Origin of the sequence: Streptomyces sp. SID8352, from assembly GCF_009862265.1 — a bacterium.
GTDB lineage: Bacteria > Actinomycetota > Actinomycetes > Streptomycetales > Streptomycetaceae > Streptomyces.
On sequence record NZ_WWGX01000029.1, the window covers coordinates 38709 to 54764 of the forward strand.

Consider the following 16056-nt stretch of genomic DNA (forward strand, 5'->3'; position numbering starts at 1 on the left):
GCCATGCCCTCGGGCCCCCGCCCGCATCGGCATGGGCGCTGTGACGGTCCGCACGTCGACGGGGGCCTCCGGGGGCCGTTCCCGGGCCCGCGCCGGGGGCGGTGCACGGGGCGGTGCACGGCCGCTGCGGGGCCGGTCGGACGCGGTACGGGGCCGGTGCGACCGCCCGCGGCACGGGCGCCGGCGGGACCGGGGCGCCGCACCGTCCGGGCCGGGGCCGGGGAAGAACCGGCACCGTCCGGGCGGGGACCCGGCATGGATACGGTGCGGATACGGCGTGCATACGACGCGGATACGGCGCGGACGCGGGCCGACGCGGCGCGGGACGCGCACCCGCCGCCGACGAACCGGTGGGCGCGGACCCGCGACCGCGCGCGGTCGAACGGCCCTCGGCGCACCCCCGGCCGCACCGGTCGCCGACCGCCCGCCGACGCCCGGCCGCACCGGCCGTTGAGCGTCGGCGCACCGGCAGCCGACCGGAGGGGCGCCCCGGACACCGTCGCCACCGCCGGACCGCACCCCGGCGGGGCCGCACTCCGCCGCTCCCCTCCTCATCCCCGCGCCCCCGGCCGGACCGGACCGGGACCGGACCGCGCCGGGGTCCGGGGCTCCGCCGGCTCCTCCACCGTGCGGCGGGTGTCCGGGCCCACCAGGGGCGCCCACTCCCCCGACGCGGCGCGGAGCCACCCGGCGAGGCGGGCGGCGAAGCCCGGGAGGTGGCGGGCGAGGTCGGCCAGGGCGCGGTCGAGGCGTTCCGCGCCGTCGGGGGTGCGGCCGAGGAGCGGGCCGGTGCGGTGGACGAGGACGGGAAGGTCCCCGGCGCCACAGCGGGCGGCGGCGGCACGCAGCAGGGCACCGAGGACCGCGGGGTCGCGCTCGCGGGCCGGCAGGCGCGCGCACAGCTCGCGGCGGAGGTGCTCCCGGGCCGGGGTGCCGGTCCCGTCGGGCGCGAGGATCCCGGCGAGGGCGGCCCGCACCGGCTCGGGCCCCGGTCCGGCAGCCGGGTGACCAGGGGGCGCAGCGGGGCGCTGACCGCGCCGTCCCGGCCGAGGGCGCGGTCGAGGCGCCGGGCGATGTGCCCGGCGGTCCCGGGGCACTCCGCGGCCACGGCGGCGACGAGGCCGGCCGGTGGGCGAGGCCGGGCGGGGTGGCGCCGAGGAGGGCGCGCAGCACGGCGTCGGCGTCGGGCCCGCGCAGCAGCGGGTGCGGAAGGCATCGAGGACGGGCTCCGGGTGGTCGGGCAGCGCGGCGGCCACGAGGGCGGGCGGAAGGGAGGGGGCACCGGCGGTGAAGTGAGCGGGGGCCGACGGGAGATGGCGCTCACGGCGGCCGGGGTCCCGGAGCAGCGGGGCGAGCGCGCCGCCGTGCAGGGGGCGTCCGCCGGACGGGGCGAGGAGGGCGAGGACGGCGTCGCTCAGCAGGGCCCGGTCGGCGGCCGGGTGCGCGGGGCGGCGCGCAGCCCATGGGGGACGGCCTCGGCGCGCCGGTCGGGCCGCTCGTCTCTCGTAGGGGGAGTCCCGGTCACCGATCCGGGACGTGGGGCCCGGCTCACCGGCCCTGCCGGCGGAAGGGGCGGCGGGGCGCCGCCGGGGCGGCCGGGCCCCGGTCGGGACCGCCCGGCGTGCGCCGCGCGGCCCCTTCGCGGGCGCCGCCGTCGCCACCGGGCACGCGGGGCGCACGCGGCGCACCCGCCCGCGCCCAGGTCGGTCCCTTCGCGCTTCGGTCGTCCCGTCCCGCCCGCACCCCCGTGCCCCTCGGTACGGTCCCGCTCCAGCCGGACCGTCCCACTCGCGCCCCGCTCGGCACGAGCCCGTACCGGTAGGCACGCCGGGCGCCCCCATACCCCTCGGCACGGTCAGCCCGCTCGGCCGGCCGACCCGTCCGCTCACACCCCTCGGGACGAGCCCGTGCCCGTCGGTGTGCCCGGCACGGCCCGTGCCGCTGGGCCCGCTCCCGCTCCGGTCGGCTCAGCCGAAGACGGCCAGGCTCTTGGCCCTGCCCCGCTCCTCCTCCACCAGCGCGAGGAAGCGCCCCTCGGGCGCGAAGACGGCGACGGCCCCGGCGCCCGCGTACTCCTCGGGCATGTCGAGCCGTACGCCGTTGGTGAGCAGCCGGGCCCGCCGGGCGTCGACGTCCCAGCGCGGGAAGGCGGCGGTGGCCGCGTCCGCGACGGGCATGACGGTCAGCTCCTTCTGGAGCTGGTCCAGGGTCCGGGCGCTGTCGAGCTTGTACGGCCCGACCCGGGTGCGGCGCAGCGCCGTGAGGTGGCCGCCGACGCCGAGCCCTTCGCCCAGGTCGCGGGCGAGGGCGCGGATGTAGGTGCCGGAGGAGCAGACCACCGACACCACCAGGTCCAGCACGGGGGTGCCGTCGTCGGCGACGGCGTCCCGGACGTCGTACACCGCGAAGGAGGAGACGGTGACCGGTCGGGCCGGGATCTCGAACTCCTCGCCGTCGCGGGCCCGCTTGTAGGAGCGCACTCCGTTGATCTTGATGGCGCTGACCTTGGAGGGCACCTGCATGATCTCGCCGGTCAGCCGGGCGACACCGGCGTCGACGGCCTCCCGGGTGACCTTGGAGGCGTCCCGCGACCCGGTGGGCTCGCCCTCGGCGTCGTCGGTGAGGGTGCTCTGCCCGAGCCGGATGGTGCCCAGGTACTCCTTCTCGGTGAGGGCGAGGTGCCCGAGGAGCTTGGTCGCCCGCTCCACTCCGAGGACCAGGACGCCCGTCGCCATCGGGTCGAGCGTGCCGGCGTGCCCGACGCGCCGGGTGCGGGCGATGCCCCGCATCTTGGCGACCACGTCGTGCGAGGTGAAGCCCGACGGCTTGTCGACGATGACAAGGCCGTCGGGCGTGGTGTTCTTCTCGGTCATTCGGCGGTTTCGTCCGTCTCGTCGTCCTCGTCACCGGGCTTGCGGTACGGGTCCGCCTCGCCGGCGTACGCGGCGCCCGCGGACGCCTCGCGCACCTTGGCGTCGGACTGGCGCGCCCGGTCGAGGAGGTCCTCGATGTTCCGGGCGTTGTCCGGCAGGGCGTCCATGACGAAGGCGAGGGTCGGGGTGAACTTCACCCCGGCCGCCTTGCCGACCTCGGAGCGCAGGATGCCCTTGGCGCTCTCCAGGCCCGCCGCGGCGGCCTGCCGCTCCTCCTCGTCCCCGTACACCGTGTAGAAGACGGTCGCCTCCCGCAGGTCACCCGTGACCCGGGTGTCCGTGATGGTGACGTGCGTGCCGAGCCGCGGGTCCTTGATCCCGCGCTGCAGCTTCTGGGCCACCACCTCTCGGATGAGGTCCGCCAGCCTTTTCGCCCGCGCGTTGTCGGCCACTGGTCCGTCTCCCGTTCTTTCTGTGCTTCCGTGTCATTGGGGGTTGGTGGGTCAGTCGTCGTCGCCGTGGAAGCGCCGCCTGACGGACAGCAGTTCCACTTCGGGGCGGCCGGCCACCAGCCGTTCGCACCGGTCGAGCACGTCACTGAGGTGCCCGGCGTCGCCGCTCACCACGGCCAGGCCGACGACGGCTCGCCGGTACAGGTCCAGGTGGTCCACCTCGGCCGCGCTCACCGCGTACTTGCGCTGGAGTTCGGCGACGATCGGGCGGACGACGGACCGCTTCTCCTTCAGCGAGCGCACGTCGCCGAGGAGCAGGTCGAAGGACAGCGTCCCCACATACATGTGTCACCGGTTAACCCGCCGGTCCGGGATCGATGGCCCCGCCGTCCACAGGGCGGGGACATCAGAACCGTACAACGAACGGCCGGGGCCGATCGACGGATATTGTGCTCCGCCGACCGGCCCCGGACCGCGTCGTCCCGGAAACCGGGGTGTGTCACACCCGCGGCTTCTCGCGCATCTCGTACGTCGCGATGACGTCGTCGACCTTGATGTCGTTGAAGTTCCCGAGGTTGATACCGCCCTCGAAGCCTTCGCGGATCTCGGTGACGTCGTCCTTGAAGCGACGCAGACCCTCGATGTTGAGGTTCTCCGCGATGACCTTGCCATCGCGCAGGAGGCGCGCCTTGGTATTGCGCTTGACCTCGCCGGAGCGGATGAGGACACCCGCGATGTTGCCCAGCTTGGACGAGCGGAAGACCTCGCGGATCTCCGCCGTGCCCAGCTCGACCTCTTCGTACTCCGGCTTGAGCATGCCCTTGAGGGCCGCCTCGATCTCCTCGATCGCCTGGTAGATGACCGAGTAGTACCGGACGTCCACGCCCTCGCGCTCGGCCATCTGCGCGGCACGCCCGGCGGCGCGCACGTTGTAGCCGATCACGATGGCGTCGGAGCCCATCGCCAGGTCGATGTCGGACTCCGTGACCGCACCGACGCCGCGGTGCAGGACCCGGATGTCGACCTCTTCGCCGACGTCGAGCTGGAGCAGCGAGGACTCGAGGGCCTCCACCGCACCGGACGCGTCGCCCTTGATGATGAGGTTGAGCTGCTGGACCTCGCCGGCCTTGAGCACCTTGTCCAGGTCCTCCAGCGACACGCGGCGCGTGCGCTTGGCGAACGCGGCGTTGCGCTCCCGGGCGGCGCGCTTCTCCGCGATCTGGCGGGCCGTACGGTCCTCCTCGACCACGATGAAGTTGTCGCCGGCGCCGGGCACGTTGGTCAGACCCAGCACCTGGACGGGCGTGGAGGGCCCGGCCTCGGAGACGTTGTTGCCGTTGTCGTCGAGCATGGCGCGCACGCGGCCGTAGGCGTCGCCCACGACCATCGTGTCGCCGACCCGCAGGGTGCCCCGCTGGACGAGGACCGTGGCCACGGCACCGCGGCCGCGGTCGAGCCGGGACTCGATCGAGATGCCCTGCGCGTCCTGCGCCGGGTTGGCCCGCAGGTCGAGCGAGGCGTCGGCGGTGAGGACGACGGCCTCCAGGAGGCTGTCGATGTGCAGACCCTGCTTGGCGGAGATGTCGACGAACATGGTGTCGCCGCCGTACTCCTCGGCCACCAGCCCGTACTCGGTGAGCTGGCCGCGCACCTTGGTCGGGTCAGCGCCCTCGACGTCGATCTTGTTGACCGCGACGACGATCGGGACGTCGGCCGCCTTGGCGTGGTTGAGCGCCTCGACCGTCTGCGGCATGACGCCGTCGTTGGCCGCGACGACCAGGATCGCGATGTCGGTCGACTTCGCACCACGGGCACGCATGGCGGTGAACGCCTCGTGACCCGGGGTGTCGATGAAGGTGATCCGACGGTCCTCTTCGTTGACCTCGGTCGTGACCTGGTAGGCACCGATGTGCTGGGTGATGCCGCCGGCCTCGCCCGCGATGACGTTCGTCTTGCGGATGGCGTCGAGCAGCCGGGTCTTTCCGTGGTCGACGTGACCCATGACGGTGACGACCGGCGGACGGACGACCAGGTCCTCCTCGGAGCCCTCGTCCTCGCCGAACTCGAGGTCGAAGGACTCCAGGAGCTCGCGGTCCTCCTCCTCCGGGCTGACGATCTGAACCGTGTAGTTCATCTCGCCGGCCAGCAGCTCCAGCGTCTCGTCGGAGACGGACTGGGTGGCCGTGACCATCTCGCCCAGGTTCATCATGACCGCGACGAGCGACGCCGGGTTGGCGTTGATCTTCTCCGCGAAGTCGGTGAGCGACGCACCGCGCGACAGGCGAATGGCCTCGCCGTTGCCGCGGGGCAGCATCACGCCGCCGACCGACGGGGCCTGCATGGCCTCGTACTCCTGGCGCCTCTGCCGCTTCGACTTGCGACCGCGACGCGCGGGACCGCCGGGGCGGCCGAAGGCGCCCTGCGTGCCACCGCGGCCACCGGGGCCGCCGGGACGGCCGCCGAAGCCGGGACGGCCACCGCCGCCGGCGAAACCGCCGCCACCACCGGGACGACCGGCGAAACCGCCGCCGCCACCGGGACGACCGGCACCGCCGCCGCCACCACCGGGACGGCCGGCGAAACCGCCGCCGCCTCCGGGACGACCGGCACCGCCGGGACGGCCCGCGCCGCCCGGACCGCGGCCGCCGGGGCCGGGGCGCGGACCGGCAGCGGGACGCTGCGGCATCATGCCGGGGTTGGGACGCGGACCACCGGGACGGGGACCGCCGGGACCGCCCTGCGGACGCGGCATCGAACCCGGGGTCGGGCGGTTGCCGCCCGGCGCCTGGGGACGGGGACCGCCCTGGCCGCCGGGGGCCTGCGGGCGCGGACCGGCGCCGGGGGCACCGGGGCCGCCGGGACGCGGGCCGCCCTGCGGGCGCGGCGCCTGCGGACGGGCCATGCCGGCGTTGCCGCCGGAGGTGAAGGGGTTGTTGCCCGGACGCGGACCGGCGGCACGGCCACCGGGACGCGGCGCCGCGGCACCGGGGCGCTGGCCACCGGGACGGCCCTGGCCGCCCTGCTGGCCCTGACCCTGACCGGGACCGGCGGGACGACCGCCGGGCTTCGGGGCGCCCGGACGGGCACCGCCGGGACGCGGACCGGACGGCGCCTGGGCGGCGGGGGCCGCCGGGGGCGCGGTGAACTCCGGGGCGGCCGGCGCCGGCTTCGGGGCCGGCTTCGGACCCGGCGTCGGGCGCGGACCGGGCGTCGCCGCCGGGGCGGACGGCGCGGCGGGCTGCTGCGCGGCGGGCCGGGGCACGGCCGGACGCGGAGCGGCCGGACGGTCACCGGACGGCTTGGCGGCCCGTGCGGGGCCACCGGCCTGCGCCGGGGAGGGCGCGCCGGGCCTGGGGGCCGCCTTGCGCGGGGCGGGCTTCGCGGACCTGCCGCCGCCACCGCCCTGGAAGGCGTCGGTCAGCTTGCGTACTACGGGCGCTTCGATGGTCGAAGACGCCGAACGGACGAATTCACCGAGTTCCTGGAGCTTGGCCATGACGACCTTGCTCTCGACACCGAACTCCTTGGCGAGTTCGTAGACCCGGACCTTAGCCACTTCGCTCCTTTGAGGTCCGGGTTGCGTCCGGACCGTCGCTAGTTCATGGGCGTACTCATCGCGTACTCATCGAGTGCTCATCGCAATCTCGACCTGCTTTCGACTCGCGAGGTACCTGGCCGCGCGGGGCTCCGCACGGCACGTCTTCCCTACCACGTCGCTCACATGGTGCTTTCAGCAACCCTGTGCCTGCTCGGCGTAGCGGCGCAACGCCTTTACGTCGAGCGGACCCGGGACTCGCAGCGCCCTGGGGAACGCTCTGCGGCGCTCCGCCTGGTCGATGCAGACCGGGGAGGGGTGGACGTACGCACCCCGGCCGGGCAGCGTACCGCGCGGGTCGGGGACGCAGGCGTCCTCGACCGCCACGGTTCGCAGCAGCGCGGTCCTGACCGCTTTCTTCCGGCAGCCCACGCAGGTGCGCTCAGGGCATGCTCCGGTGCGTGTCCGGCCAGACACTCCTCAGTCTACCTCCCCGTACCGCCCTCACCCCTTCGGGTGAGGCATCGAACACTTCCCGCACGGGAGACCGGCGTGATCCCGGCCGACCGCGGCGCGGATCTACTCCCCGGAGCGCTCTCCGGAGCCCTCGCCGGACCGCGTCGGGGGCCGGTCGCCGGACGGCTGCTCGGTGTCGGGGCGGATGTCGATGCGCCAGCCGGTGAGCCGGGCCGCGAGGCGGGCGTTCTGGCCCTCCTTGCCGATCGCCAGCGAGAGCTGGTAGTCGGGCACGATCACCCGGGCGGAGCGGGCCGCCAGGTCGACGACCTCCACCTTGGAGACCCGGGCCGGGGAGAGCGCGTTGGCGACCATGTCGGCCGGGTCGTCCGACCAGTCGACGATGTCGATCTTCTCGCCGTTCAGCTCGCCCATCACGTTGCGCACCCGGCCGCCCATGGGCCCGATGCAGGCGCCCTTGGCGTTCAGGCCCGACCGCGTGGAGCGCACCGCGATCTTCGTGCGGTGGCCGGCCTCACGGGCGATGGCGGCGATCTCGACGGAGCCGTCGGCGATCTCCGGCACCTCCAGGGCGAAGAGCTTCTTCACCAGGTTCGGGTGGGTGCGCGACAGCGTCACCGACGGTCCGCGCACGCCCTTGGCGACCCGGACGACATAGCTGCGCAGCCGGGTGCCGTGCGGATAGGTCTCGCCGGGCACCTGCTCCTGCACCGGCAGGATGGCCTCCAGCTTGCCGATGTCGACCAGCACGTTCTTCGGGTCGCGGCCCTGCTGGACCACGCCCGTGACGATGTCGCCCTCGCGGCCCGCGTACTCGCCGAGCGTGGCGTCGTCCTCGGCGTCGCGCAGCCGCTGCAGGATGACCTGCTTGGCGGTGGTGGCGGCGATGCGGCCGAAGTCGGACGGGGTGTCGTCGAACTCACGGGGCCGCTGGCCCTCTTCGAGGTCGTCCGGGTCCTCCTTCGCCCACACGGTCACGTGCCCGGTCTCCCGGTCGAGTTCCACCCGTGCGTGCCGGCGGCTTCCCTCGGTGCGGTGGTAGGCGATGAGGAGGGCCGATTCGATCGCCTCGACCAGCAGGTCGAAGGAGATCTCCTTCTCCCGCACCAGGCCCCGCAGGGCACTCATGTCGATGTCCACGGCTACGCCTCCTCCTCTTCCGTCATGTCCTTGTGGTCCTTCTGCTGCTGCGGGTCCGGCCGGTCCTGCCGGTCCCCGTCGTCCTGCTGGTCCTTGCGGTTGAACTCGACCTGGACGCGGGCCCGGTCGATGTCGCCGAAGGCGAGCCTGCGGGCGGTGGCCCTGCGGCCCTTCACGCCCGGCACTTCGAGGTCGAGCCCCTCGTCGTCGACGGAGAGGACGCGGGCGGCCAGCTCGCCGCCCTCGTGGAGCTGGAAGCGGACCAGTCGGCCGGTGGCGCGCACGTAGTGCCGGTGCCCGGTCAGGGGGCGCTCCGCGCCGGGGGTGCCGACCTCCAGGGTGTACTCCCCGGCGCCCATCGCGTCGCTCTCGTCGAGCCGTGCCGACAGGGCGCGGCTCACCTCGGCGATCCGGTCCAGGTCGGCACCGGTGTCGGAGTCGACCACGACGCGCAGCACCCGCCGGCGGCCGACCGAGTCCACCGCGATCTCTTCGAGGTCCAGGCCCTGGGCGGCGACGAGCGGCTCCAGCAGCTCTCGCAGCCTCTCGCTCTGGGTGGTGCTCATCCGGGTGACTCCTCGGCCGCGTGTGCTGTTGTGGGACGGTCGCGTCTCGGGTCAAAGGGTATCCGGTCCCGAAGGGTGTTGCCGTCCACCCGGGAGCGGCGGTGCCGCTGAGTGGTGCCCGCGCGCCGCACGGGTACGGTGATCACCGGCGGGCCGCGCCGCGGGCCCCCGCGCCCGCCGCCGCGCTCCCTCCGCCCTGGTCCGCCCTTCGCTTCCGTACGAGTCTGCCGAGGACGTCTGCCGTGCCGTTCCCCTCATCGTCGAGCGCGCCCCCGGGGCCGCGCCGCAGGAGTCTGCTCGCCTCGGCCGCCGGCGCGGTCCTGCTCACCGGCTGCGCCGGCGGGTCCGGCGCGCCCGGAAGCGCGCTCCCCTCGGCCGCGGAGCGGGTGCGCGCGCGGGCGGCGCGGGACAGCGAGGGGCTGGCCGCGCGGTACGGCGCGGTGATCGCCGCCCATCCGGGGCTGGCGGCGCGGCTGCGGCCGCTGCGGGACGAGGTGGAGCGGCACGCGGCGGCCTTCGGGGCCTTCCCGGCCGCGTCCGCGTCGCCCTCGCCGCCCCCCTCCCCCTCGGTCTCCGCGCGGGCGGCCGGGCCGACCGGCGACCCGGGCGACGACCCGGCCGCCGTACCGGCGGCGGAGAAGGACTCGCTGGCCGGGCTCGTCCGGGACGAGCGGGAGCTGGCGGACCGGCGGACCGGGGCGCTGGACGGCCTGCCCGGGGAGCTGGCCCGGCTGATGGCGTCGGTGGCGGCGGCCGGGGCGGCGCACGTGTATCTGCTGACGAAGGGGACGGCGGCGTGAGCGGCGCGGAGGACCGGGAGCTGACGGCGCTCCAGGCGGCGCTGGCCGCCGAGCATGCGGCCGTGTACGGCTACGGCGTGGTCGGCGGCCGGATCGGCGAGGAGCGGCGGGCGGAGGCCCGCTCGGCCCACGACGCGCACCGGGCCCGGCGGGACGCGCTGGCACGGGCGGTCCGGGAGCGGGGCGGCACGCCCGCCGCCTCGGCGGCGGGGTACGCGCTGCCGTTCGAGGTGCCGGACCGGGCGGCGGCGCTGCGGCTGGCGGCCGAGCTGGAGGACCGGGTCGCCGGGGTCTGCTCCGATCTGGTGCGGGCCTCCTCGGGCGGGGTCCGGGCCTCGGCCGCGGCGGCGCTGCGGGAGGCGGCGGTGCGGGCCGTGCGCTGGCGCGGCGGGAGCGTAGCCTTCCCTGGGCTCGCGGAGCGGGCCGACGGCCCCGGACGGCCGTCACCGACCGCGTGACGCGTACGGGGCCCCGTACGGGAAGGGAACGGCTCGCGCATGGCATTCGAACCGCCGCGGCGTCTGGTCAGGGCGCTCGGTGAGACGGCGCCGGAGGGCGACGACTGGCTGGCGGGGCTGCCGGAGGCGGCCGAGCGGGCGGCGCGGTCGCGCGTCCTGACCGTCGAGCGGGTGCAGGTGCCCGGCGGGCGCAGCAGCCTGGTCCTCCTGGCGCGCGCGGCCGACGGGACGCCGGAGGTGCTGAAGCTGGCGCCGCCCCGGGCGCGTCCGGAGAGCGAGCGGGCGGCGCTGGCGCACTGGGGCGGGCGGGGTGCCGTCCAGTTCCTGGGGGGACCGGCGGAGGAGGGGGTGCTGCCGCTGGAGCGGCTGCACCCGGACGTCTCGGTGCGTTCGCTGCCGGAGTCGCGGGCGCTGCTGGAGGCGGCGGGCACGCTGCGGCGGCTGTGGGTGGAGCCGCCTGCCGGGCACGGCTTCGAGACGGTGGCGGAGCGGACCGGGCGGCAGGCGCGGGCGATGCGGGCGGGCGCGGACGGCGCGCCGGAGCTGGCGCCGCTGGTGGACGCGGCCCTCGCGGCCCGTGCGGAGCTGCTGGCCGCGCCGCCCGAACGGCGGCTGCTGCACGGCACGTTCCGGCAGAGCAAGGTGCTGGCCGGGGACCGGGTGCCGTGGCTGGCGGTGGGTCCGGACCCGCTGGTCGGGGAGACCGCGTTCGATCTGGCGCGGCTGGTGCGGGACCGGGTGGAGGATCTGGTCGCCCAGCCGTCCGGGGCCGCGACGACCCGGCGGCGGATCAAGCGGCTCGCGGAGTCGCTGGAGGTCGACCGGGAGCGGCTGCGCGGCTGGACCCTGTTCCGCGCGGTCGAGTCGGGCGTCCGCGCCCGCCGGGTCGGCCGCGGCCGGGACGCGGAACTGCTCCTGGAGTTCGCGAGCTGGCTGTGACACGGAGCGGCGGCCGACCGGGCCGCGCGCGGCGGCGTGCCGGGAGACCGCGGGCCGCCTCCGGAGGGCGCCCGGCACGTCCGGCACGCCCGTTCCCGCCGCTCCTCGTCGCGACGCGCGTCTCCTCGGGCGCCCGCCCGGCTCCCGGCCGGGTATGCCGCCGGCGCGCACGGCGCGCGCCCCCGCACCGCCCCTGACGCCCGGACGCTCCGCCCGGCGTCCGTCGCCCGGCGTCCGGCGGAGGCGCGGGCGCCGCGCGGCACCGGGGACGCGGCGGGACACCGGCACGGACCCACGGGCGGCGCGCCGGGCGGCGCCCCGCCCGCCACGCCCCCGGCCGGCGGGCCGGGCGGGNACCGGTCCTCCCGGCGCGTCGCGGAGACGCGGCCAGCACCCGCCCACCCGGGCGCCCGCCGGTGCGGGCGCCCGGGTGGGCGGGTCGGACGGTGGGGTGGGCGGGTCAGGCCGTGAGGCGGGCGACGGCCTCGTCGACCGGGATCTCCTCGCGCTCCCCGGTGCGGCGGTCCTTCAGCTCGACGACGCCCTCGCCGGAGCGGCGCCCGGCGACCAGGATCCACGGGACGCCGATCAGTTCGGCGTCGGTGAACTTCACGCCCGGGGAGACCCCGGCGCGGTCGTCGACCAGGACGCGGACGCCCGCGTCGGCGAGCTTCTGGGAGACCTCCAGCGCCAGCTCCGTCTGGAGGGCCTTGCCCGCGGCGACGACGTGCACGTCGGCCGGGGCGACCTCCGCGGGCCAGACCAGGCCCTTGTCGTCGGCGTGCTGCTCGGCGAGGGCGGCCACCGCGCGGGAGACGCCGACGCCGTAGGAGCCCATGGTGACGCGGGCGGGCTTGCCGTTCTGGCCGAGGACGTCGAGCTTCAGCGCGTCGGCGTACTTGCGGCCGAGCTGGAAGATGTGGCCGATCTCGATGGCGCGGTCCAGCTTGAGGCCGGTGCCGCAGTTGGGACAGGGGTCGCCGTCCTGGACGACGACGACGTCGACGTAGGCGTCGACCTCGAAGTCGCGGCCCGCGACGACGTTCCGGGCGTGCGTGTGCTCCTTGTTGGCGCCGGTGATCCAGGCGGTGCCGGGGGCGACGCGCGGGTCCGCCACGTACGTGACCTTGTCCCCGAGGCCCTGCGGGCCGACGTAGCCGCGCACCAGGTCGGGGCGGCCCACGAAGTCCTCGGCGGTGACCAGCTCCACCTCGGCGGGGGCGAAGTGCGCCTCGACCTTGCCCAGGTCGACCTCGCGGTCGCCGGGGACGCCCACGGCGACGATCTCGCCGTCCACCTTGACCAGCAGGTTCTTCAGGGTGGCGGAGGCGGGGACGCCGAGGGCGGCGGCGAGGGTCTCGATGGTCGGGGTGTCGGGGGTGGGGATCTCCTCGGCGGCGGGGACGCCCGCCGGGTCGACCGGCTCCAGCCCGAAGGTGACCGCCTCGGTGTTGGCGGCGTAGTCGCAGGCGGGGCAGTCGGCGAAGGTGTCCTCGCCGGCCTCGGCGGGGGCGAGGAACTCCTCGGACTTGGAGCCGCCCATGGCCCCGGCGGTCGCCGCGCAGATCCGGTAGTCGAGGCCGAGGCGCTCGAAGATCCGCCGGTAGGCGGCGCGGTGCAGGGCGTAGGACTCGTCGAGGCCCTCGTCGGCCACGTCGAAGGAGTACGAATCCTTCATCAGGAACTCGCGGCCGCGCAGGATGCCGGCCCGGGGGCGGGCCTCGTCGCGGTACTTGTTCTGGATCTGGTAGAGGATGACCGGCAGGTCCTTGTAGGAGGACGCCTGGTCCTTGACCAGCAGGGTGAAGATCTCCTCGTGGGTGGGGCCAAGCAGGTAGTCGCCGCCCTTGCGGTCCTGGAGGCGGAACAGCTCGGCGCCGTACTCCTCCCAGCGGCCGGTGGCCTCGTAGGGCTCGCGCGGCAGCAGGGCGGGGAGCAGCACCTCCTGGGCGCCGATGGCGTCCATCTCCTCGCGGACGACGCGCTCGACGTTGGCCAGGACCTTCTTGCCGAGGGGCAGCCAGCTCCAGAGGCCGGCCGCGGTGCGGCGCACGTATCCGGCGCGGACCAGCAGTTTGTGGCTGAGGACCTCGGCGTCCGCCGGGTCGTCGCGCAGCGTCTTCGCCATCAACTTCGACATGCGCTGGACCGGTGCCTTGGCCATGGTTCTCGTATCTCCTGCTGCGAAAGGGTGGTGCCAAGGAGGTTAGCCGGGGGGCGCGGCGGGGCGGTAATCGGTTATGCGCCCGGGGCGGCGTCCCGGTGGCCGGGCGCGGGGCGCAGCAGCGGGAGGGGGGCGCCCATCACGGCGTAGGGCTTGGGGGCGCTGGGGAAGAGGACCCGGCGGGCGAGGTCCTGGTAGCCGAGGGAGCGGTAGAGGTGGCGGGCGGGGCTCTCGGTGTCGATGGCGGAGAGGATCGAGCGGGGCTGGGTGGCCGCGTCGGTGATCCGGGTGATCAGGGCCCGGCCCAGGCCGCGCTTCTGGTGGGACGGGTGGACGTGGAGCTCGGTGATGACGAAGGAGTCGTCGAGCCAGTCGCCGTTGCCCTGGGCCCGCAGATAGGGCTCGACGACGGTGGACCACCACTGGACGCGGTCGTTGGGCATGCCGTAGACGAAGCCGACCAGCCTGCCGCCGACGGTGGCGCCGAGGGCGCGGGCGTCGCGGTAGGACATGTGGCGCAGGACGATCTGGCGGCGTACGGCCACCTCGTCGGGGCCGAGTCCGAAGGCCGCGGCCTGCACGGCCAGGGCCTCGTCGACGTGCGCGGAGAGGTCGAGAGGGCCGATCGCGAGGTCCATGCGGGGAGCCTACCGGCAGTTTTCGACGGGGGTGAGGTGCGGGGTGGCCGAGCGGTCCGCCCCGGCGGGAACCCTGGGCGGCCGGAGCCCCGGGTGTGCGGGGCCGCCCCCTGCGGAGCCCCGGGGCTCACTCGGCGTCCCGCCGACCGGGGCTCCGCACCGGGGGGTGCCGGTGCGGGGTCTCCTCTGGCCGCCCAAGGCCCGCCGGGGCCTTGCCCGTGAGGGGCCCCCGGGCGGCCCGAGGCCGAGCGGGTCCTCGCCGGCGGCGGATCTCCGCGAGCGGGCCCGAGGCCGACCGGTGCCGACGGCGGATCTGCCCGAGCGGGGCCTCGCCGACGGGGGCGGTCCTCCTCCTGGGGGCGGAACACCTCGGGGGCTTCGCCGGGGAGGGCCGGGCTCCCGCGCGGGCGGGGGTGTCAGAAGAGGACGCTCATGAACGTGCCGGTTTCCCGGAAACCCACCTTCCGGTACGTGCTCCGGGCGGCGGTGTTGAAGTCGTTGACGTAGAGGCTGACGACGGGGGCCACGTCGGCGAGGGCGTAGCGCAGGACGGCCGCCATGCCGGGGGCGGCGAGGCCCCGGCCCCGGTGCTCGGGGGCGACCCAGACGCCCTGGATCTGGCAGGCCCGGTCGGTCGCGGCGCCGACCTCGGCCTTGAAGACGACCCTGCCATCGGCGTCGAAGCGGGCGAAGGACCGCCCGGAGCCGACGAGTTCGGCGACCCGGGCCTGGTAGAGCAGACCGCCGTCGCCGGCCAGCGGGGAGATGCCGACCTCCTCGGTGAACATCGCGACACAGGCCGGCATGATCCGCTCCATCTCGTCCTTGCGGACGCGGCGGACGTAGGGGTCGGGGGCGACGTCGGCGGGCATCCGGTCGGTGACCATGAGGGGCTGGCGGGCGCGGACCTCGCGGGCCGGGCCCCAGCCCGGTTCGAGGAGCCGCCAGAGCAGGGCGGTGGGCTCGGCGGGGCCGACGATGGAGGAGCAGCGGCGCCCGGCCCGGCGGGCGCGGTCCGCGAAGGCGCGCACGGCGCGCGGGGTGGCGCAGATGGGGACGAGGTTGGCTCCGGCGTAGCAGAGCGAGGTCAGCGTGCCGTCCTCGTACCAGCCCCACATCTCGCCGCCGAGCCGCCAGGGGTCCAGGCCGGCGATCCGCACTCGGGCGGTCACGAAGGCGTTGGCGACCGGCTCGCGGTCGAGGACGGCCAGCGCGGCCTCCAGGTCCCCCGGTTCGAGCACGCGGGAGGTGGTCTGCGTCAACACGTGCGGCGGCCTCACCCTGAGTTCTGCTGGTCTCCGCACTGTACCTGCCGGGCCTGTGCCGCGCCGCCGCCAGGGCGGCGCGGGCCGGCGGGCTCCGGTCAGCCGGAGACGGAGACGGAGGGTTCGCCGGAGGCGACGCCGTCCTTCTGCATCTGTTCGGCGATCTTCAGGGCCTCGTCGATCAGGGTCTCCACGATCTTCGACTCGGGCACCGTCCTGATCACCTCGCCCTTCACGAAGATCTGCCCCTTGCCGTTGCCCGAGGCCACACCCAGATCCGCCTCACGGGCCTCACCCGGACCGTTGACCACACAGCCCATCACCGCCACCCGCAACGGGACCTCCATCCCCTCCAGACCCGCCGTGACCTCCTCCGCCAGCTTGTACACATCCACCTGCGCCCGCCCGCACGACGGACACGACACGATCTCCAGCCGCCGCTCCTTCAGCCCCAGCGACTGAAGGATCTGGATACCGACCTTGACCTCCTCCACCGGCGGCGCCGACAACGACACCCGGATCGTGTCCCCGATCCCCTCACTCAGCAGCGCNCCGAACGCCACCGCCGACTTCACCGTCCCCTGGAACGCCGGACCCGCCTCCGTCACCCCCAGATGCAGCGGATAGTCACACCGCTCCGCGAGCTGACGGTACGCATTCACCATCACCACCGGATCGTTGTGCTTCACCGAGATCTTGATGTCCCGGAACCCGTGCTCCTCGAACAGCGACGCCTCCCACAACGCCGA

Annotated in this window: 15 protein-coding genes; 3 read left to right on the top strand and 12 right to left on the bottom strand. The window is 75.4% G+C overall.

What is annotated here, in order from left to right:
- Positions 1–551 precede the first annotated feature (551 nt).
- The 8 genes from GTY84_RS09315 to rimP all read right to left on the bottom strand — a co-directional run bounded on the left by GTY84_RS09315 (position 552) and on the right by rimP (position 9043).
- Positions 552–977 carry a hypothetical protein gene (locus tag GTY84_RS09315; RefSeq protein WP_161225676.1) on the bottom strand — a complete coding sequence of 142 codons (426 nt, stop codon included), beginning with the start codon at positions 975–977 and terminating at the stop codon, positions 552–554.
- Between the two features lie 990 nt (positions 978–1967).
- Positions 1968–2873 carry a tRNA pseudouridine(55) synthase TruB gene (gene truB, locus GTY84_RS09320; protein ID WP_161225677.1) on the bottom strand — a complete coding sequence of 302 codons (906 nt, stop codon included), beginning with the start codon at positions 2871–2873 and terminating at the stop codon, positions 1968–1970.
- Positions 2870–3325, bottom strand: coding sequence for a 30S ribosome-binding factor RbfA (gene rbfA / locus GTY84_RS09325; protein WP_161225678.1), 456 nt, complete (start codon positions 3323–3325; stop codon positions 2870–2872). The genes truB and rbfA overlap by 4 nt, the downstream gene beginning before the upstream one ends.
- Positions 3326–3376: 51 nt before the next feature.
- Positions 3377–3670 carry a DUF503 domain-containing protein gene (locus GTY84_RS09330; protein WP_161225679.1) on the bottom strand — a complete coding sequence of 98 codons (294 nt, stop codon included), beginning with the start codon at positions 3668–3670 and terminating at the stop codon, positions 3377–3379.
- Positions 3671–3824: 154 nt separating this feature from the next.
- Positions 3825–6881, bottom strand: coding sequence for a translation initiation factor IF-2 (infB, locus tag GTY84_RS09335; RefSeq protein WP_161225680.1), 3057 nt, complete (start codon positions 6879–6881; stop codon positions 3825–3827).
- Between the two features lie 174 nt (positions 6882–7055).
- Positions 7056–7337, bottom strand: a complete 282-nt coding sequence (locus tag GTY84_RS09340) for a YlxR family RNase P modulator (protein WP_161225681.1) — start codon at positions 7335–7337, stop codon at positions 7056–7058.
- A 102-nt stretch (positions 7338–7439) separates the two neighbouring features.
- On the bottom strand, positions 7440–8477 hold the full coding sequence (gene nusA / locus GTY84_RS09345) for a transcription termination factor NusA (RefSeq protein ID WP_161225682.1): 1038 nt from the start codon (positions 8475–8477) through the stop codon (positions 7440–7442).
- Positions 8478–8479: 2 nt separating this feature from the next.
- Positions 8480–9043: a ribosome maturation factor RimP gene (gene rimP, locus GTY84_RS09350; protein WP_161225683.1), complete on the bottom strand. Its 564-nt coding sequence runs from the start codon at positions 9041–9043 to the stop codon at positions 8480–8482.
- Between the two features lie 242 nt (positions 9044–9285).
- Here rimP and GTY84_RS09355 point away from each other — a divergent pair, with 242 nt between their 5' ends.
- From GTY84_RS09355 to GTY84_RS09365, 3 genes are read left to right on the top strand one after another with little or no spacing between them, the layout of a single operon-like run.
- On the top strand, positions 9286–9843 hold the full coding sequence (locus GTY84_RS09355; RefSeq protein WP_161225684.1) for a hypothetical protein: 558 nt from the start codon (positions 9286–9288) through the stop codon (positions 9841–9843).
- Positions 9840–10301 carry a DUF4439 domain-containing protein gene (locus GTY84_RS09360; protein WP_161225685.1) on the top strand — a complete coding sequence of 154 codons (462 nt, stop codon included), beginning with the start codon at positions 9840–9842 and terminating at the stop codon, positions 10299–10301. The genes GTY84_RS09355 and GTY84_RS09360 overlap by 4 nt, the downstream gene beginning before the upstream one ends.
- A gap of 39 nt (positions 10302–10340) precedes the next feature.
- Positions 10341–11240 carry an aminoglycoside phosphotransferase family protein gene (locus GTY84_RS09365; protein WP_161225686.1) on the top strand — a complete coding sequence of 300 codons (900 nt, stop codon included), beginning with the start codon at positions 10341–10343 and terminating at the stop codon, positions 11238–11240.
- A 460-nt stretch (positions 11241–11700) separates the two neighbouring features.
- Here GTY84_RS09365 and GTY84_RS09370 read toward each other — a convergent pair whose 3' ends face one another.
- The 4 genes from GTY84_RS09370 to GTY84_RS09385 all read right to left on the bottom strand — a co-directional run.
- The gene (locus tag GTY84_RS09370) at positions 11701–13404 is read right to left on the bottom strand and encodes a proline--tRNA ligase (RefSeq protein WP_161225687.1); all 1704 of its coding nucleotides are present in this window, start codon (positions 13402–13404) and stop codon (positions 11701–11703) included.
- A gap of 74 nt (positions 13405–13478) precedes the next feature.
- Positions 13479–14042, bottom strand: coding sequence for a GNAT family N-acetyltransferase (locus GTY84_RS09375; RefSeq protein WP_161225688.1), 564 nt, complete (start codon positions 14040–14042; stop codon positions 13479–13481).
- A 416-nt stretch (positions 14043–14458) separates the two neighbouring features.
- A complete protein-coding gene (locus GTY84_RS09380; protein ID WP_161225689.1) occupies positions 14459–15307 on the bottom strand; it encodes a GNAT family N-acetyltransferase in 849 nt (282 codons plus the stop codon).
- A 98-nt stretch (positions 15308–15405) separates the two neighbouring features.
- Positions 15406–16056, bottom strand: a 651-nt coding sequence (locus GTY84_RS09385) for a flavodoxin-dependent (E)-4-hydroxy-3-methylbut-2-enyl-diphosphate synthase (RefSeq protein WP_161225690.1), incomplete at its 5' end; no start/stop codon positions are given.